This window comes from Peribacillus sp. ACCC06369 (assembly GCF_030348945.1).
In the GTDB taxonomy this organism is placed as follows: domain Bacteria; phylum Bacillota; class Bacilli; order Bacillales; family DSM-1321; genus Peribacillus.
In genome coordinates this window covers 1660934-1678246 of record NZ_JAUCEN010000002.1, presented here as the reverse complement: position 1 = coordinate 1678246, position 17313 = coordinate 1660934, and the positions used below count along the sequence as shown (strand labels likewise).

22 protein-coding genes are annotated in these 17313 nt (G+C 39.6%); all 22 read right to left on the bottom strand.

The genetic code is table 11. The features are described 5' to 3' along the window. Positions 1-3: 3 nt before the first annotated feature. On the bottom strand, positions 4-273 hold the full coding sequence (fliQ, locus tag QUF78_RS09095) for a flagellar biosynthesis protein FliQ (RefSeq protein ID WP_289324398.1): 270 nt from the start codon (positions 271-273) through the stop codon (positions 4-6). A 14-nt stretch (positions 274-287) separates the two neighbouring features. Continuing rightward, positions 288-953, bottom strand: a complete 666-nt coding sequence (fliP, locus tag QUF78_RS09090) for a flagellar type III secretion system pore protein FliP (RefSeq protein ID WP_289324397.1) — start codon at positions 951-953, stop codon at positions 288-290. Beyond that, positions 946-1608 (bottom strand): flagellar biosynthetic protein FliO, encoded by a 663-nt coding sequence (locus QUF78_RS09085; protein ID WP_289324396.1) that lies wholly within the window; start codon positions 1606-1608, stop codon positions 946-948. Before QUF78_RS09085 ends, fliP begins: the two co-directional genes overlap by 8 nt. Before the next feature lie 15 nt (positions 1609-1623). Continuing rightward, entirely contained in the window at positions 1624-1986 is a 363-nt protein-coding gene (locus tag QUF78_RS09080) for a chemotaxis protein CheY (protein ID WP_063231856.1), read from the bottom strand. A 17-nt stretch (positions 1987-2003) separates the two neighbouring features. Further along, positions 2004-3221, bottom strand: coding sequence for a flagellar motor switch phosphatase FliY (gene fliY, locus QUF78_RS09075; protein WP_289324395.1), 1218 nt, complete (start codon positions 3219-3221; stop codon positions 2004-2006). Continuing rightward, positions 3211-4209, bottom strand: coding sequence for a flagellar motor switch protein FliM (gene fliM / locus QUF78_RS09070; protein ID WP_289324394.1), 999 nt, complete (start codon positions 4207-4209; stop codon positions 3211-3213). Before fliM ends, fliY begins: the two co-directional genes overlap by 11 nt. 52 nt (positions 4210-4261) lie before the next feature. After that, positions 4262-4690 carry a flagellar basal body-associated protein FliL gene (gene fliL, locus QUF78_RS09065; RefSeq protein WP_289324393.1) on the bottom strand — a complete coding sequence of 143 codons (429 nt, stop codon included), beginning with the start codon at positions 4688-4690 and terminating at the stop codon, positions 4262-4264. Next, the gene (locus tag QUF78_RS09060) at positions 4687-4923 is read right to left on the bottom strand and encodes a flagellar FlbD family protein (RefSeq protein ID WP_370014405.1); all 237 of its coding nucleotides are present in this window, start codon (positions 4921-4923) and stop codon (positions 4687-4689) included. The genes fliL and QUF78_RS09060 overlap by 4 nt, the downstream gene beginning before the upstream one ends. A 28-nt stretch (positions 4924-4951) precedes the next feature. Continuing rightward, on the bottom strand, positions 4952-6217 hold the full coding sequence (locus tag QUF78_RS09055) for a flagellar hook protein FlgE (protein WP_289324392.1): 1266 nt from the start codon (positions 6215-6217) through the stop codon (positions 4952-4954). Positions 6218-6292: 75 nt separating this feature from the next. After that, positions 6293-6358, bottom strand: coding sequence for a hypothetical protein (locus QUF78_RS09050; RefSeq protein WP_289327273.1), 66 nt, complete (start codon positions 6356-6358; stop codon positions 6293-6295). Positions 6359-6679: 321 nt separating this feature from the next. After that, positions 6680-7315 carry a flagellar hook assembly protein FlgD gene (gene flgD / locus QUF78_RS09045; protein ID WP_289324391.1) on the bottom strand — a complete coding sequence of 212 codons (636 nt, stop codon included), beginning with the start codon at positions 7313-7315 and terminating at the stop codon, positions 6680-6682. Positions 7316-7323: 8 nt separating this feature from the next. Beyond that, entirely contained in the window at positions 7324-8634 is a 1311-nt protein-coding gene (locus QUF78_RS09040) for a flagellar hook-length control protein FliK (RefSeq protein WP_289324390.1), read from the bottom strand. Between the two features lie 28 nt (positions 8635-8662). Beyond that, positions 8663-9283: a MotE family protein gene (locus tag QUF78_RS09035; RefSeq protein ID WP_289324389.1), complete on the bottom strand. Its 621-nt coding sequence runs from the start codon at positions 9281-9283 to the stop codon at positions 8663-8665. A gap of 4 nt (positions 9284-9287) precedes the next feature. Then, positions 9288-9734: a flagellar export protein FliJ gene (gene fliJ, locus QUF78_RS09030; protein WP_289324388.1), complete on the bottom strand. Its 447-nt coding sequence runs from the start codon at positions 9732-9734 to the stop codon at positions 9288-9290. 2 nt (positions 9735-9736) lie between these two features. Further along, positions 9737-11056 (bottom strand): flagellar protein export ATPase FliI, encoded by a 1320-nt coding sequence (gene fliI / locus QUF78_RS09025; RefSeq protein WP_289324387.1) that lies wholly within the window; start codon positions 11054-11056, stop codon positions 9737-9739. Between the two features lie 2 nt (positions 11057-11058). Beyond that, entirely contained in the window at positions 11059-11823 is a 765-nt protein-coding gene (gene fliH / locus QUF78_RS09020; protein ID WP_289324386.1) for a flagellar assembly protein FliH, read from the bottom strand. After that, on the bottom strand, positions 11816-12835 hold the full coding sequence (fliG, locus tag QUF78_RS09015) for a flagellar motor switch protein FliG (RefSeq protein WP_289324385.1): 1020 nt from the start codon (positions 12833-12835) through the stop codon (positions 11816-11818). The genes fliH and fliG overlap by 8 nt, the downstream gene beginning before the upstream one ends. A gap of 12 nt (positions 12836-12847) precedes the next feature. Then, positions 12848-14446: a flagellar basal-body MS-ring/collar protein FliF gene (fliF, locus tag QUF78_RS09010; protein WP_289324384.1), complete on the bottom strand. Its 1599-nt coding sequence runs from the start codon at positions 14444-14446 to the stop codon at positions 12848-12850. 95 nt (positions 14447-14541) lie between these two features. Further along, positions 14542-14850: a flagellar hook-basal body complex protein FliE gene (gene fliE, locus QUF78_RS09005; protein WP_483313838.1), complete on the bottom strand. Its 309-nt coding sequence runs from the start codon at positions 14848-14850 to the stop codon at positions 14542-14544. A gap of 22 nt (positions 14851-14872) precedes the next feature. Further along, positions 14873-15331, bottom strand: coding sequence for a flagellar basal body rod protein FlgC (flgC, locus tag QUF78_RS09000; RefSeq protein WP_289324383.1), 459 nt, complete (start codon positions 15329-15331; stop codon positions 14873-14875). After that, a complete protein-coding gene (flgB, locus tag QUF78_RS08995; protein ID WP_289324382.1) occupies positions 15331-15726 on the bottom strand; it encodes a flagellar basal body rod protein FlgB in 396 nt (131 codons plus the stop codon). The genes flgC and flgB overlap by 1 nt, the downstream gene beginning before the upstream one ends. A gap of 761 nt (positions 15727-16487) precedes the next feature. Continuing rightward, positions 16488-17267, bottom strand: coding sequence for a GTP-sensing pleiotropic transcriptional regulator CodY (gene codY / locus QUF78_RS08990; protein WP_053345318.1), 780 nt, complete (start codon positions 17265-17267; stop codon positions 16488-16490). Positions 17268-17313 lie beyond the last annotated feature (46 nt).

Below are 17313 nucleotides of genomic sequence, written 5' to 3'. Positions count from 1 at the left end.
GCCCTACCCTACAAATCGATTCAGATTACCGAATATTTCATTTGCATATGATAATAGATGGCTCAGCATCCATGGAGCCAATAGTATGAGACCCAATAAGACGGCCACGATTTTTGGAACAAAAGCCAAGGTTTGTTCCTGAATCTGTGTAGTCGCCTGAAAGATGCTTACTAATAGCCCTACAATAAGAGCGATTACCATCAATGGGCCTGCGATAATCAATACCATATAAATTCCTTTTTCTGCTACATCAACAACAAACTCTGCACTCATTTTTTCTCACCTGCTTAAAAACTCTGTAATAATGACTTCACTACTAAATACCATCCGTCAACAAGAATGAAAAGGAGGATTTTAAATGGCAGTGAAATCATGACCGGCGGCAACATCATCATACCCATCGACATCAAGACACTTGCAACGACCATATCAATAACCAAAAATGGAATGAAAATCATAAAACCTATTTGAAAAGCTGTTTTGATTTCACTGATTGCAAAAGCTGGTACAAAGGCAGTCAAGGGAATGTCCTGTATCGTTTCCGGCTTATCAACCTTGGCATACTCCAAGAATAACTCCAAATCCTTTTGCCTAGTATGGGCACTCATGAATTGCTTAAAAGGTATCGAGGCCTGTACATATGCCTCTTCTAAATCTATTTCTTCATTAAATAACGGGGTTAATGCCTTTTCATTCACTTCCTGAAAAGTCGGTGCCATTATGAAGAATGTCATGAAAAGAGCCAGGCCGACCAACACCTGATTCGGCGGCATCTGCTGTGTAGCTAGCGACGTTCTCACAAAACTCAGGACAATGATGATTCTTGTAAAACAGGTCATCAAGATCAATATGCTTGGCGCCAGCGATAAAACGGTCATTAGAAGAACAAGTTTGACGGAAGTAGAGACATTAGTGGGATCACTGTTATTAAAAAACTCCATGAACTCATTCATTGTCTCTCCCTTTCCTTTCAAGCTCATTTAACAGCTTCTTCCTACTATCAGACATTTGATCGAGTTGATTTTTGAACTCTGTAGAGAAACTTGCGGTTTCGGGTTCTCTTTTCTTCAACAACTTATGTTTCACCTTAATTGCAAATTCTCCAGGCTGGATCATTTGATCCATCTTATCGTTGTAATCTTTCAAAAGCTGCTCATATTCCTCAGGATTATCTATTTCTTTCAAGAGTTGAATATTTTCGCCAACCCCGATCACCAATATTCGCCCGCCGACTTTAACAAGCTGGACAGAACGATTTGCGCCAAGGCTCGTACCGCCTAAATTCTCCACTGAATTTGCCTTTTGATACGATTTACTTTTTTTATTGATGAACTTTAATAGGATATATAGAAGCGCAACTACAAAAATGGTAGCAAAAATCATCCTCAGAAACTCCCAAACGGTTATCCCCACTTTATTTGGATTCGTAGCCTGGTTGGTAGATTGCGAGTCTTTTGATTCATCCTTATCCACTTTTAAATCATCTGGCTGTTCATAAACATCCTTCACCGTTTTTTCAAGATCTTCTGCATGGGCCTGTATGGCCCCTGAAAAGATTACTGCTATCAGCAGTGTGGCCTGAAGCCATTTTTTAATAAAAAACAACAATATGAAGACACCCTCTTAACTTAATGCTTTATTTATGGCTTCCAACACCCGGTCTGCCTGGAATGGCTTCACGATAAAGTCTTTTGCGCCCGCCTGGATTGCATCAATGACCATGGCTTGTTGCCCCATTGCTGAACACATAATGACCTTCGCTTGAGGATTTACCTTTTTAATTTCCTTTAATGCTGTAATTCCATCCATTTCAGGCATAGTAATATCCATCGTTACAAGATCCGGATGCGTTTCTTTATATTTTTCCACTGCTTGGGCACCATCCGCTGCTTCCCCTACTATTTCAAAACCATTTTTAGAAAGGATATCCTTTATCATCATTCTCATAAATGCTGCATCGTCCACAATTAAAATTCTATTAGCCATTATTTTCGTCCCCCAAATTACCTGATTTTATTTAATCTTTCACTTTGACTCATGATATCCGTAACACGCACTCCAAAATTTTCATCAATCACCACTACCTCACCTTTTGCTATCAAGCGGCTGTTTACCAGGATATCCACTGGCTCGCCTGCTAATTTATCCAATTCGATGATAGATCCGGATGACAGCTCCAAAATATCCTTGACTGAGCGCTTCGTTCTCCCAAGCTCCACAGTTACTTGCAAAGGGATATCCATCAGCATACTGAGATTTTTCGATTCAGACTCTTGAAGCTGATAAGGCTGAAAACTAGTGAAACTGGCAGGCTGAACATTTACCGGCTGCCCTGTTGGTACGGATGAAGCCCCAAAATGCTGCGGCACATTCGGTATTTGGTTCGTAGGTTGGGGTTGGTAACCCCCTTGTCCATAAAATTCATTAGACGATTGAGTAGGCCGGGAGTTCTGGACTGCCGCCGGCTCCTGAGATGGAATGCTTGTTACTGGATCACTTAGTGCCTTTTGCGTTTTCATATCGGTAGGTTCGCTATCGCTTGTTCCCTTTAATAATTCAGAAACTAACCCTTTAGCAAATTCCACTGGCAACAATTGCATAATACTGGAATCAATTAAGTTACCGACACGAAGACGGAACGAGATTTTCGCAAATAAATCCTCGTCCGGTATCGCATTTTCACCTTGTCCTTTTATAAAGTTAAGTAAATCTATGCTAGGAGGAGAAATATCCACCTTTTTACCAAAAATGGTGGACATCGATGTCGCAGCAGAACCCATCATCTGGTTCATGGCTTCCTGGACCGCACTCAATTGAATTTCTCCCAGCAGGTCAGAAGGATTCTCCCCATCACCGCCAAGCATCAAATCTGCAATGATAGCAGCATCGCTCTGCTTGATGACCAGCATATTAATACCTGAGAAACCTTCTGTATATTGCACTTGAATCGCTACATACGGATGCGGAAATTCTTCCGTGATCTGTCCCCTTTCAATTAAGGTAACCGTCGGGGTGGTGATATCCACTTTCTGATTCAACAAAGTGGATAGGGCAGTGGCCGAACTTCCGAAGGAGATATTACCAATTTCACCAAGGGCGTCGAGTTCCATCATTGATAAATAATCGTCAATCGAAAGAGAGTTCACCTCACCTTCTATATCACTTGTACCTTTTAAAAGGGCATCTATCTCGTCTTGTGAAAGCATTTCATCACTTACCATCTTCGTCTCCCCCTTTCAAAATTTCAAGAATCTGGATGGCGTGTTTTTTTCCCACTTTTCCTGGCTGCCCACTGTATTTGGGGACCCCTCCAATTTTAATCGTCAAAGGTTCATCTATTGTCTTATTTAAATCAATGACATCACCAACATCAAGCAGCAAAAAATCCTGGATGGTGATATCCGTAGAACCAAGTTCCGATATTATGGGAAGGTCTGCGTTTCTGATACGCTTTTCCAAAATCATGATTTCCTCTGGGATTTTTTCCTTTTGGGAATTTTCCATCCAATAATGAGCAGATAACTTTGGTATGATTGGTTCTAATACGACGTGTGGAATGCAAATATTAATCATTCCGCTCGTTTCGCCGATTTGTGTATTCAAGGAAATGACAACAACAGTATCGTTTGGCGAAACCAGTTGAAGAAATTGTGGGTTCACCTCGAACTCTGTCATCACCGGTTCGATTTCAACAATCGTACTCCAAGCCTCCTGTAAATTTTCAAAAGCCTTCTCGAATAAATTCGACATGATTTTCGTTTCTATTTCCGTTAAACTATCTACCTTATTCACACTTATGCCCCGCCCGCCCAAAACTCGATCCATCATGGAATAGGCGATATTCGGGTTGACCTCAAGAATGATACGTCCATCCAAGGGTGGCACCTCAAACACATTCAGGATGGTCATTTTCGGGATTGATCGAATAAACTCTTCGTATGGTATTTGATCTGCCGAAGCAACGGATATTTGAACATATGTCCTAAGTTGAGCCGAAAAGTATGTGGTCAGCAACCTTGCAAAGTTCTCGTGTATCCTGGTCAAACTCCGGATTTGATCCTTTGAAAACCGAAGGGCCCTTTTAAAGTCGTAAACTTTCACTCTTTTTTCTACTTCTTCTTTCTTTAAATCATCTGCATCCATTTCACCTGTGGAAATGGCCGATAACAAAGCATCGATTTCATTTTGCGATAATATTTCCCCGGACATTAACACTCACCTCCAAAGCTTCTCCTTCTTATTTAAAGTCGCAAGGATGTCCTTATTGAAGAATCGAGGAGGTTATATAAACCTTTTCAACGTTTCCTTCTTCCATTAATTCATTCATTCTAGTCTTTAGCGCTTCCTGAAGCTTTTCCTTACCTTTTTTACCGGTCAACTCTTCCGCTTTCATTTCGGAAAGTTCGGTAATGATGATATTTTTCACTTGAAAACTTCTTTTTTCCAACTCTTCTTTTGCCTTTTTATTTTCTGTTTGGACCATAAATGAGATTTTAATATAATCATTGCCGGCAAGATTCGTTGTAATTTCGGGAATTTCAACTGATGATTCGACTATTTCGTCAATGCTGGGTTTTTCTTCGGCAGATGTGGGATCAGATAACTTTGTCACAACCACGACCGCTATGACACCAACAAGCGTGATGGCTACGAGTATAATCAACATAATAGTCCATAGATTTTTTTTCATGATCTTTCCTCCACATCATTACGAAAACCGAGAATTTTCACGGTACGATAAAATTGTATAATGGCTTCAACCATTTCCTCTTCCTTCTCAAGCACAACGATTTTCTTACCATTTGTAAAAGTAATGGTCGTATCTGGCAATGACTCGACTGTATTTATGTACAATGCATTGATATGAAAGCATTTTCCATTGAGCCTTGTAACTTTGATAATGATATTTAGGAGCCAAAGCAATAAGCCCCTGGCTCCTCCCTCCCTTAACCTATCGTTTTAAGTTGACCAATTCTTGTAAAATTTCATCCGATGTCGTGATAATCCGGGAATTCGACTGGAACCCACGTTGCGCAACGATCATTTCAGTAAACTCTTCGGATAAATCCACATTGGACATTTCCAAAGAACCTGATGCAATCACCCCGCGGCCCTCACCTGCAATATTGATGTTTGCAGTACCTGAATTGATAGATTCCTGAAAAGTATTACCACCGGTTTTCGTCAAGCCTGATGAATTGGAAAACTTGGCAACGGCCAATTGGCCTAATGTTGTGATCAGACCGTTGGAATATACGCCATTTATTTCCCCTGATGAACCAATATTAAAGCTCTCCAGTTTCCCTTCTTTATTACCATTCGGATTGACAAGAGCAGTCGTAGAACCTTTAACTTGAGTAAGGTTCGAGAAATCAAAATCCAATTTAATCTTCTGAACGCTTTCGTCAACTGCTGTATTCGAGTCATCCTCTTTGCCGCTTGAAATGTTAATGGTTTGACCAGCCAGGGTTTTATCAGCTGCCACTAACTGACCATTAGCATCGAAGTTCAACGAAGTGAACGATTTTGGTTTAGTAGCTGAAGTATCCCCAAAAGTAGCAGGTTCTTCATCAAAAAGCTCCCATTTATCATCACCGGTCTTTTGGAAATAGATAGTTGCCGTTTGTTCTTTACCCTTTTCATCCACAACTTTCATTTGCTGGCTAAATACGGTACCATCAATTGCGTCAGCAGCTAGATTTTCACTTACTGATATTTTAGTAGAGGTTACAGCAGGTAAAATCGCATTGACGTTAACAGCAACGTCACCGATTGTTTTTGATCGTTTTCCGTTTTCATCAACCTTATAAGCCTGTACCTTCAAACCATTCGAGTTGACAAGCGTACCATTATCATCCAGATAAAAGTTTCCTGCACGTGTATACGAAAGTGCATCGCCTTGTTTGACGATGAAATAGCCATCCCCTGATATACCTAAGTCAAGATCACGGCCAGTGGTTTGCAAGCTTGACTGTGTATGTATGGTATCGATTGTAGCAATCGTTGAGCCCAACCCAATTTGTTTAGAATTGGTTCCACCTTTATTGGCTGTTGCTGCACTTGCACCAGATACCGTTTGGTTCATCGCATCGCTGAATGTCACGCGGCTTTTTTTGAAACCGTAAGTATTGACATTGGCGACGTTATTACCGATAACATCCAATTTTGTTTGTAGGTTTTTTAATCCGCTTATTCCCGAATACATTGAACGAAGCATGTAAAAGCTCCCCTTTCATATAGCGACTGCTTCTGTCATTTCACAGTCCAGGCTTCCTTTTCTAGGTCAAGCCCATTAATCCAAAATTATGGTTCCATTGATGTTCGTGAAAATTCGAGATGATGCTTCATCCCTGTCCATGACTGTGATGACTTTGTTGTTTTTCGTACTTACTATGAGTGCCTATTATCTGAAATTATAAGAGATTCGGTCACGCCCATCTTTTTGGCCTCATTAGCTTTATCGGCTATTTGGTTTGCGGTGCTATTTCTATATTTCTTTCATACATCCGCATTTGAGCATGTTTACTAATGGTCAACTTTTCATAAGTGGAAACAGCTGCTTGAAAATGCTGTTGAAAACCTTGTCGGACGATCTACCTTTGCGGCAAAGGTACTTTTGTTTGTGACATCATCTGAGCGGAATTTGCTTGAAAACCAAGTTCATTCATATTCCCGCTCCTTAAGCTTCAGCGATTTTAATCAATTGCTCTGATGATAGCTTGGTGTTGTTTTCATCATCCACTTCAATTTGCAGCTTGCCTTTATTCAGGGATACCGAGATTACGACAGCAGACGACTCTCCATTTTTTTCATCCATCCAGGAAACACGCTTGCCTATTAATTCACTTGCCGACGTCAAGCTATTCGTCGTGGAACTAGATTGTTTCATCGCTGAAATATTTGCGGGTTCAAGCTTTGTGCCATCTTCCAGAAGGAAATGAACACCATCACCTTTATATTGGATCGACTTAACGATGCCTGTCCCTTCTTCTATCGCAAGGTCATCATCACCTTCATCCAATTTGTGCCAAGTGACTTCCTTACCGACAAAAGAGTTATAGTTCATTAAACTATTTTGTTGATTGATCCCAATTATTTCTTCCATTTGGGATCCCATATTCATCATTTGTTCCAGAGAAGAAAAAGTGGCCATTTGGGCGATGAATTCCGTATTGTCCATCGGACTTGACGGATCTTGGTTTTGAAGCTGGGTAAGCAGCAATTTCAAGAAATCATCTTTTCCCAATGCATCCCCGGTTTTTCTGTTTTCAGTTTGGGATTTTGATAATAATAGTGACTTATCGATGGTCGTCATTTTTCCACCTACACTTCCAGATTTAACAGAGCATCGGCAAGGGATCCCGTAAACTCGCTTTCCGTCTCATCATTGCTTTCTTCCTTACTCTCTTGTTGCTCATTATGTTCATCCGTGTCTTTCTGGCTGAATTTCTCGGAGTTAAAAGCATTGAAGGACTGTGATATTTCAATTTTTTCTATCTGAATGTTTTGGCCGCTAAATGCTTGTTTTAAGCCATGAATCTGTTTTTCAAGTATATCTTTGGCCTGAGCAGTAGTAGCCATAATCTTGGCTGACAGCATACCATCCTTTTGAATCAACTCGATCCTAAGGGAGCCCAAATGTTCGGGATTCAATCTGATCAACAGTTTATTTACTCCGTTAGTTCCGCTAAAGTTCGTTTTACTCAAAATATTTTCAAATTGTTTGATAAACTCTTCTTGACTTACAGTTTGATCACCTTTGGACGCTGCCAAGACAAATTGCTCCAACTTTGTCATGAGAAAAGGCATGGAACCTTGATGGTTACCGCTATCCCCATTCTGCAATGTCACACCGCTTCGGATTGTCCCTTCTTTACTTACCTTGTCACTCCCGGATAATTGTGAGAATGCGCTTTTCAATGTTTCCATTGTTTTATTTTGCCCTTTTTCCACAATGTCGGAATGTTCAGGTTCTGACTTTTGTTTTGACTGATTGGACAGCATTTTCTCCAGTTTTCCCGTCATACCTTCAAGCAGGTTTTTCAATTGTTTCTGGATAGCTGCTTCATCTTGTGTCATATCCTTATTCTCCGAGAGAAGATCTTGAATTTTCACCAATTTCAAAAGATTCACCACACCAGGTAAAGGGAGCCCATTCGATTCTTCATCACTCAAGACTGTAACTTTTTTAAGGATTGAATAAAGTTCCATGACATTGGCTGATAACAAACTTTGTGGATTCAGGCTCAAGTCATCCTGTTCTTGTTCTAAATCCATTTCCTCGATGCTCGCAAAGAAATCAGTAAGGGCACCCTCATCATTTCCGGTTACTTTTTTTAATACCAGTAAAAGAAGGTTGCTAAATTCTTCTTGGTTGTTTACTGACTGACTTTCAACAACACTCTCTTCGCCTGGATCACTTAACCTTTCAAGTTTCAAAAAAACAAGCAAATCCTTTAAAACGGACAATCGTTCTTCAGTGATGCCACCTGATTCCGATGGAAGGGATGGTTCCACCTCTACGACAGACTGAAGGACGAAACCAAACCCGGTATAAGTTTGCTGATTTTGCTTAATTGGTATCTTTTGATCTAATGATGCCAAGGTAAGTAAAGAATTGATGGCTGAATTCATATATTATTCACCTCCGTACTCTTTTCTCTTAAGAACTTTGTTCCGTTAGTTTCTTCGTTAACCTTGCAGCATCAGCGGTTGTCATTTGCTCCAATACCTTAGCTAAAGTGGCTGCCTTCATACTTGAGAGAATCTCCACCGCGTCTTCATCATTCATTTCTGTAATGATGGGTGCAGACTTCTTGGGAGCCATGGTTTCATAAGTGCGGATTATATCTTTGAATGCCTGTTTACTAGCATTCTGACTATCCTTAAGTAGATTCATTTCTGTTTGAAGCTGCTGTTTTTCAGCTTCTGCCTTTTCAATGGCCTTGTCACGTGTATCAATGATGCCCTCAAGCTTGTCTATCTCTTTTTCCTTGTTTTCAATCTCGGTTTCTAATTTTTCGAGCTTCATCAAAACTTTCTCATCATTCTTGGATGGATTACCTTTCTCTTCACCATTTTGATTCGATTCAATGAATGGTATTTTCCCTGACATTTCCTTTGCCTTTTCCACAACATCGACCCCCGCAACTGTAAAAACGATCAACGCTACAGTTACCGCAAAGATTAAAGGAATGAAGATGACAAGAAACCATTGAAACTTACTTATTTTGTTTTCTTCCAATTCTTCCATTCCAGTAGATTCATTACTTTTTTTACGCATTTTATCACCTAACGCCTTTGCTTAAGAATTGCCGGATTGATATTTCATCCATTTGTTTATTCTCAGCTTCCTTAATGACATCCAGAAATTTATGAAAATCATTTTCTTTCATTTTCTCGTACTTTTTAACCTCAATATTCCTTGCCATCAATATACCCCGTTGAACATTCATCTTGTATCGCGCTTCAATGACCTCCTGTTGACAGTGGCTTAAGAGTTTCTCCAAGTTGTCCATAAATAACTGATGGTGACGAATTTCCTGAACGGATAATCCATTTCGCAGCTTTTCCTGTTGAAACTCGAGCAACTCTTCTTTTTTCCTTAAAAGCTTATATAACTTTTCTGCCACTTCTTCAAATTTTTTTAAAGCAGTATTATATTTAGCTAGTGCATCGGTTTTTTCTTTTTCTTTGATGGTCAGGATCTTCTCGAATTTGTATTGATAAATCATAACTAATCACCTTTCTCCATCAATTCGACAAGGGCGTTAATACTATTATCTTTGGGAGCTTTTTCATGGGTGCCTTGCTTTAAAAATGAAATGATTTCCGGATAGCGGGTAATGGAGTTATCAATTTGTTTGGAAGACCCTTTCTTATAAGCTCCTATATTAATCAAATCTTCCGATTCCATATAGGTTGATAAACTTGCCCTTAATCTTTCTGCGGAGTTTTTATGCTTGTCCCCAACAATATTATTCATGACACGACTTATGCTCTTTAATACATTGAGGGCTGGAAACTGACCTTTATTGGCTAAGTTACGGTCTAGTATGAAGTGACCATCCAAAATCCCCCTGACAGCATCAGCAATCGGCTCATTCATATCATCACCGTCGACTAGAACCGTATAAAACGCTGTAATGGTACCTAGCTGATTTGTTCCAGTTCTCTCGAGTAATCTTGGAAGGATGGCAAAAACGGATGGCGTATACCCTTTGGTCGTCGGCGGTTCTCCGATAGCAAGTCCGATTTCCCTCTGGGCCATCGCAACCCTCGTGACTGAATCCATCATCAGCATCACGTTCAATCCCTTATCACGAAAATGTTCGGCGATGGCCGTTGCCGTTAAAGCACCTTTTATCCTCATCAACGCTGGTTGATCAGATGTTGCCACTACAACGATTGATCGTGCCAGCCCTTCAGGTCCAAGATCTTTCTCAATGAATTCACGAACTTCCCGGCCACGTTCTCCAACAAGACCGATTACGTTTAAGTCAGCTGTCGTATTCCTTGCTACCATTCCAAGTAGCGTACTTTTCCCTACTCCGCTCCCTGCAAAGATACCAACACGTTGACCTTTTCCAACTGTTAATAAACTATCAATCACTCGCACTCCTACATCTATCTGTTCATCAATGGGAGGTCGTTTCATCGGATTTGGCGGATCTTGATCCACAGGAACTGTAGCTAGACCTTTTGGAAGCCGTGAATCATCAATCGGATGTCCCAATGGATCGACTACCTTCCCAATAAGTCCACTTCCCACCTTTATCTCAAGGCTCCGTCCGCTTCCTTCCACGATACAACCCGGTGCAATATCGCTAACTGCTGTAAATGGCATTAAAATAACCATTTCATCACGGAAACCGACAACTTCAGCTAATATTCTGTTTTTCTTTTTTTGTATACCCGTATAGATATAACAAACATCGCCTACAGAGCTTTCAGGGCCTTGAGATTCTATCATTAACCCTACGACACGCTTGACCCGTCCATAATGTTTGAATGGATCAACTTCATCGACTAAGGGCAATAGGTCTCTAGTTTTCATCTTTACTCCCCTTCCAGCAATTCAGTTAGTTTCACTTTTATTTCCTGCAACTGACTGTCGACACTTGCATCCATTCTTCCATTTTCGGATTCGATAATACAGCTGTTTTCTTCAAGTTCATCATCCGGAAAGATATATAACTCGGTATCCTTTGGAAAGATTGCCATCAACTCTTCCTTATGAGAGAGAATCGATTGATATTGGACCGGGTGGATATGCAATTGTACTTCTCGGTAATCCCTCACCTCTTTGATGGCTCTCTTGACTATGGATAGAAAAGACACTTCATCGTTTTCAAGCTGATGCCCGATAATTTTCTCCGCCACCTTCACGGCAAGATTCAAAATAACGGTTTCAGATGATTCGATATGCTGCCGATAATCTTTTTTAGAGGACTCTACCACTTCTTTTGCGAAAGCTATTTCCCCTGCAATCTCGTTATAACCCTTTTGGATTCCATCTTCGACTCCTTGCTGATACCCTTCTTTTTGAGCTTGTTCGATAAACATCACTTTTTCTTGATTTTCCCAATGTTCTCGTTCTAACTGGATTTCTGCAGCTATCGTTTGGGCTTTTTGTTTAGCATCCAGTAATAACATTTCGGCTTCCTGCTTAGCATCATTCAGAAATTCATCAGATTGAAAATGTTGAACGTTTCTCCGTTCATCTGCATCATCATTTTGAAGAAAGTAAAAAGGTCGAACTTTTATCGCTATCTTTTTGCTTTTCTCCTGATGGGCCTGCTGGGATTTGATAATCCTAGACAATGATATCATCCCCTCCACCGCGGGCAATCACAATATCACCATTTTCTTCCAGGTTACGAATGACAGCAACTATTCTGGATTGTGCTTCTTCTACATCACGCAAACGTACAGGCCCCATATATTCCATTTCTTCCTGGAACGTTTCGACCATGCGTTTTGACATGTTTCGGAAAACGATTTCTTTCACTTCATCACTTGCCACTTTAAGAGAAAGTTTAAGGTCTTCATTATCAGAATCCCTTACTACACGCTGAATCGTCCTGCCATCAAGGGTCACGATATCTTCAAAAACAAACATTCGTTTCTTGATTTCCTCAGCAAGCTCTGGATCTTGAATTTCGAGTGCATCCAAGATCGTTCTTTCCGTGGAACGGTCAACACCATTCAACACATCCACAACCGATTCTACTCCACCAGTCTGTGTATAATCTTGGGTCACGGTCGCAGAAAGTTTCCTTTCGAGTATTTGCTCGACTTCATTGATGATTTCCGGCGACGTGCTGTCCATTAAAGCTATCCTTCTTGCAATATCGGCCTGCACCTCTTGCGGAAGTTCAGACAATATTTGTCCAGCCTGTGTGGGATCAAGATAGGACAAAATTAATGCAATAGTCTGCGGATGCTCGTTCTGGATGAAATTCAAGATCTGTCCAGGATCTGCCTTTCGGGCAAAGTCGAATGGACGAACTTGTAAGGAAGATGTTAAACGGTTAATGATGGCGGCTGCCTGATCAGTACCTAATGCCTTTTCAAGTACCTGCTTCGCGTATCCTATCCCGCCCTGTGAGATGTAATCCTGTGCTAAAGCAATATTATGGAATTCTTCCAGGATTTCTTCTTTATCATGGGAGTCCACTTTCCTCACTCCCGAAATTTCTAGAGTCAATCTTTCAATTTCCTCTTCAGAGAGATGCTTATATACGGATGCAGAAACATCCGGGCCTAAGGAAATAAGGAGGATGGCAGCTTTCTGTTTGCCAGTCAATCCAGTCTTTTTTTTTCTTTCTGTCACTTTCCCTGCCTCCTAGTCTTCTGCTATCCAGCTTCTTAATAATTTTGCAAATTCATCTGGTTTTTCTTTTGCAAGTTTCTCAAGCTGTTTTCGTTTTAAAGATGCTTCCGTTTCCTTCTCTTTGTTTAAATCCGGAACATCAAATACAACTTCTTCCTCTTCAACCTCGTACTCCTCTTCCATTTCAGCTTTCTTTCGGGAACGGAAGAATAAGATTAAGAGAATGATAATGACTAGTAAAAGCACTCCACCGACGATGTATGCCCATATTGGTAACGATGGACTCGTTTCATCTTTTGGCAACTTCATTTTTCCGTTAAAAGGTTGAACGGAAATAGCAATTTTATTATTAAGCTCCTCTTCCGTCAGTTCTTCCCCTTCAACTTTTTTCTCGATTGTCGTGCGTATTATCGTACCAAGGATTTGGGAAATATCATCCACACTCTGTTGAGATAAAGAATTTGGATCGTCAGCAGTGGGCGGTTCAACCATGACCTGAATGCCTAAATCCTTAACTTTATATGGGCTTCCGACTATTTCCTTCTTGATTCGGTTCACTTCACTATTTATCTTTTCATCCACTTTTTCATAATCACCGTATCCGGTTGTGCCTTCAACGTAACTGGATCCCAATGAATCAGAGGAATCCTCACTTTGCGGAACGCCTCCTGCACCTGCTGCGTCCCCACTATACGATTCATTGATCCTTTGCGCAGAAATCTCAATTCCAGCCATATTTTCTTCATCGACCGGTTCAACTAAATTCTCTTCCCGGTTTTCTTGAGTGAAATCAACGTCTGTCGTGACAGAAACAACCACTTTGTCTCTCCCCATTATCGTTCCAAGCATATTTTGTACCTGTCTTTGAATATCGCGTTCTATTTCTTTTTTAATTTCGTTTTGGGTAGCAAAAGCCGACGCAAAAGAAGAATTTTTATTTTCAAGATCGAAGTACTCAAAGTCTTGGTTCATAATGACGATATTATTTGTAGGAAGATTAGGGACACTTTTTGAGACCAGATGATAAAGGGAATTGATTTGACTTTCTTCAAATTTATAACCGGGTTTTGTATTCAATACAATGGATGCTGACGATTCCCCAGCTGAATCACTGACGAAAACTCCTTTATCAGGAAGAGTGATCATTACACTGGCATCTTCTACTCCATCAATTTTTTTTATTAAACTGGCCAATTCCGTTTGCATCGAGTCCAGTTTAATGACATTGAATTCATTTTCAGTCATCCCGATACCAGCACTTTGACTAAAAAAAGAATAGTCGATACTGCCGGATTCCGGAATTCCTTCAGCTGCCAGTTCCACTTTCAGTGAATCCAGGCTTTCTTCAGGAACCATTATGGTCGTACCATTTTCAGATACTTCGTTCTTAATCCCTTGACTGTCTAAATTTTCTTTGATACTCCCCGTCTCCGATGGAGTTAAATTGGAATATAAGGGCACCAGCGTCGTACGAGTGGTTAAAATTGAAACAGCCGTAATGATGATGATAATCAATGCTGCTGAACCAATCATCATCATTTTTTGTTTTTTACTGCGGCTCTTCCAGTAAGTAGTTAATTTGTTCTTAACATTCACTAATACTTCATTCATTTAAATCCCCCGGTCAGTCTATGAATTTATGAGTGGGGGATTCATTTTCCCCCTGGTCATTTTTCTCAATATTAATGAGGTCTTAAAAATGAATGCTATATACTCATTCTCATCATTTCTTGGTAGGCTTCAACAACCTTATTCCGAACCTCTAATGTAGCCTGCATGGTAACGCTGGCTTTTTGTGAAGCTATCATCACCGAATGAAGCTCAACATCATCTCCATTAACCAGTTTGGTTGTAAGGTCATCAGATGTTGCTTGTGTTTCGTTGACTTTATCCATTGATTCTTTTAATACCGACGCAAAATTCCGGTGTGCTTCGTATGGTGTATTAGTATTGTTCTGATTTTTTTTCAGCACATTACCTGGATGGTCCATTGGCGAAAGAGAAATCCCCTCCATATCAACACTCTCCATTCAAATTTTATTTTCCGATTTCCAACGCTTTCATCATCATTCCCTTTGATGCATTTAAAACTGTCACATTTGCTTCGTATGAACGTGTTACATTCATTAAATCGACCATTTCCCTAAGCGGGTCGACATTTGGCATTTCAACATAACCGTCTTCATTGGCATCTGGGTGTTCGGGATTGTAATCCAGTTCAAAAGGTGTTTTGTCTTTAACAATTCCAGTCACCTTTACTCCATTCCCGACCTCGCTTGTTTTTCCGGATGCTGCGTTTAAAAAACTTGAAAAACCTTCTTCCTTACTTTGCATCACAACCGCTTTTCTTGTGTATGGTTTCCATGTTTTCGATTCCGCGTCATATTCTCCCCTGGTCGTATCGGCATTAGCCATATTCGCAGATATTACATCCATCCTTAACCTTTGACTGGTCAGACTAGACCCAGTCATATTTATACTTTGGAAGATTCCCATCACTTACCTCCTCTAATTACATTCTCCAATGATTGAAACTTACCTGAAAGCCTGTCTGTGACTGCATTATAATAAATCTGATTGGCAGCAAGATCCGTCATTTCCTTATCAACGTCCACACTATTTCCGTTATTGTTATATTGGACGTTTTTCTGCGTCACGATGGGAGAAACATGACTGCCCTCTGAATTGAAGGTGAAATGTCGTTCATCGGTTCGATATGACTCCAGGGAAGCTTCCAGCTCTGCTTTAAAGGATTGTGTTTTGTCGACCTCTTTAGCTTTATAGTTAGGCGTATCCGAATTGGCTATGTTCTGTGAAATGACTTTTTGTTTTGTATTAGAATAATTAAGAGCATTTTCTAGTGATTGAAAAGTATTCGAAAATAATTCCATATCGATCACCTCTTTCTTTATTTAACAGATAATTACTTTACCAATAAATTAACCCAATGCATTTATGGTTTAATTTTAAAGAAACATAATAAGTATGTCCATAAACAATACAAAGACTTTAGACCTATTATCGTCGAAATTTGTCACAATTTGCTCAAATTTGGCGTAATTTTTAGTATTATTCTATGATTAATATTACGTTATATTACATTTTATTATGATATTCTACATTTTAACCAAATTTTACTTCTATTAGCTTATTTATCATATCGAAAAACCGATCTATATACCTGATACTTTAGAACTAATTTTCACATTTACTTTCAAGTAATTATTTCCATTTAATTAATTTCATCCTTTTAAATAAAGGGTTTATTAAAAAACATATGGCAAATGCACTATTTTGTTTTTTTAAAAAAACGAATCTTTTCAAAGTTATTACCCATTCGACAAATTTCCCTTTTACAATAAAGAAGGACTGAAACTCTTTACCTAAAAGTCATTGATTACATAAAAATAATTACCCCCAGCAACTTTTAGTTTTCATCATTTCAATAGTTATAATAATATAATTACCCTTTTAAAGAAAAATTTAACTATATTTAATGCTCCTCGTAGAAAACACGCTTTATTCGCATTTCCATTTAAGATCTTTAATTCGAATTACCTCTTTTTGCTTGTTTGTCTTGTCCTAGCCAGCTTCACATGGAAAAAGTTCACAAAAAAAGGCAGCCCTTTTTCAAGGGCTGCCTTTCTGTATGTTAATTATTTTTAAGCTTTTCTAATTCAAGAAGGAATTTATCATTCAATACTTTGATATAAGTACCTTTCATCCCAAGGGAGCGTGATTCAATGACTCCTGCACTCTCTAGTTTCCTAAGCGCATTTACGATTACGGAACGAGTGATGCCTACACGGTCTGCGATTTTTGATGCTACAAGCAGGCCTTCATTACCTTTAAGCTCTTCAAAAATGTGCTCAATAGCTTCCAATTCGCTGTACGATAACGAGGAAATTGCCATTTGAACGACAGCTTTACTACGAGCTTCTTCTTCTATCTCTTCTGATTTTTCACGAAGGATTTCCATACCTACTACAGTCGCACCATACTCAGCCAAAATTAAATCGTCATCGTGAAATTTTTCTTGTAATCGAGCAAGAACCAGAGTTCCTAAACGCTCTCCCCCACCCATAATCGGTACGATCGTTGTTAAACCAGTTGCGAAAAGCTCTTTGTTTTCCACTGGGAAAGCAGTGTATTCACTTTCGATATCAAGATTGGAAGATGTTTCGGGAATATTGAATAGGTTTTTTGTGTACACTTCAGGGAATTGTTTATCTTCCAACATTTTGTACATGCGTTCATTTTCGATTTGCTGACTTACCGCTATGCCTAGCAATTTCCCGCGGCGGCTGACGACGAAAACATTTGCTTCGATAACTTCACTTAAACTTTCGGCCATTTCTTTGAAGTTAACTGCTTTACCTGCTGCTTTTTGGAGCATTGCATTGATTTTTCTTGTTTTTGCTAATAAGTTCATTTGATTTGTTCCTCCTAAAAATACCATGGTTCACAATAACTATGAA

Excerpts from the sequence above, each read along its gene's own strand:
- fliQ (WP_289324398.1), bottom strand. The coding sequence starts at position 273 with ATGAGTGCAGAGTTTGTTGTTGATGTAGCAGAAAAAGGAATTTATATG.
- fliP (WP_289324397.1), bottom strand. The coding sequence starts at position 953 with ATGAATGAGTTCATGGAGTTTTTTAATAACAGTGATCCCACTAATGTC.
- QUF78_RS09080 (WP_063231856.1), bottom strand. The coding sequence starts at position 1,986 with ATGGCTAATAGAATTTTAATTGTGGACGATGCAGCATTTATGAGAATG.
- fliY (WP_289324395.1), bottom strand. The coding sequence starts at position 3,221 with ATGGTAAGTGATGAAATGCTTTCACAAGACGAGATAGATGCCCTTTTA.
- fliM (WP_289324394.1), bottom strand. The coding sequence starts at position 4,209 with ATGTCCGGGGAAATATTATCGCAAAATGAAATCGATGCTTTGTTATCG.
- fliL (WP_289324393.1), bottom strand. The coding sequence starts at position 4,690 with ATGAAAAAAAATCTATGGACTATTATGTTGATTATACTCGTAGCCATC.
- QUF78_RS09055 (WP_289324392.1), bottom strand. The coding sequence starts at position 6,217 with ATGCTTCGTTCAATGTATTCGGGAATAAGCGGATTAAAAAACCTACAA.
- flgD (WP_289324391.1), bottom strand. The coding sequence starts at position 7,315 with ATGACGACCATCGATAAGTCACTATTATTATCAAAATCCCAAACTGAA.
- QUF78_RS09040 (WP_289324390.1), bottom strand. The coding sequence starts at position 8,634 with ATGAATTCAGCCATCAATTCTTTACTTACCTTGGCATCATTAGATCAA.
- QUF78_RS09035 (WP_289324389.1), bottom strand. The coding sequence starts at position 9,283 with ATGCGTAAAAAAAGTAATGAATCTACTGGAATGGAAGAATTGGAAGAA.
- fliJ (WP_289324388.1), bottom strand. The coding sequence starts at position 9,734 with ATGATTTATCAATACAAATTCGAGAAGATCCTGACCATCAAAGAAAAA.
- fliI (WP_289324387.1), bottom strand. The coding sequence starts at position 11,056 with ATGAAAACTAGAGACCTATTGCCCTTAGTCGATGAAGTTGATCCATTC.
- fliF (WP_289324384.1), bottom strand. The coding sequence starts at position 14,446 with ATGAATGAAGTATTAGTGAATGTTAAGAACAAATTAACTACTTACTGG.
- fliE (WP_483313838.1), bottom strand. The coding sequence starts at position 14,850 with ATGGAGGGGATTTCTCTTTCGCCAATGGACCATCCAGGTAATGTGCTG.
- flgC (WP_289324383.1), bottom strand. The coding sequence starts at position 15,331 with ATGGGAATCTTCCAAAGTATAAATATGACTGGGTCTAGTCTGACCAGT.
- flgB (WP_289324382.1), bottom strand. The coding sequence starts at position 15,726 with ATGGAATTATTTTCGAATACTTTTCAATCACTAGAAAATGCTCTTAAT.
- codY (WP_053345318.1), bottom strand. The coding sequence starts at position 17,267 with ATGAACTTATTAGCAAAAACAAGAAAAATCAATGCAATGCTCCAAAAA.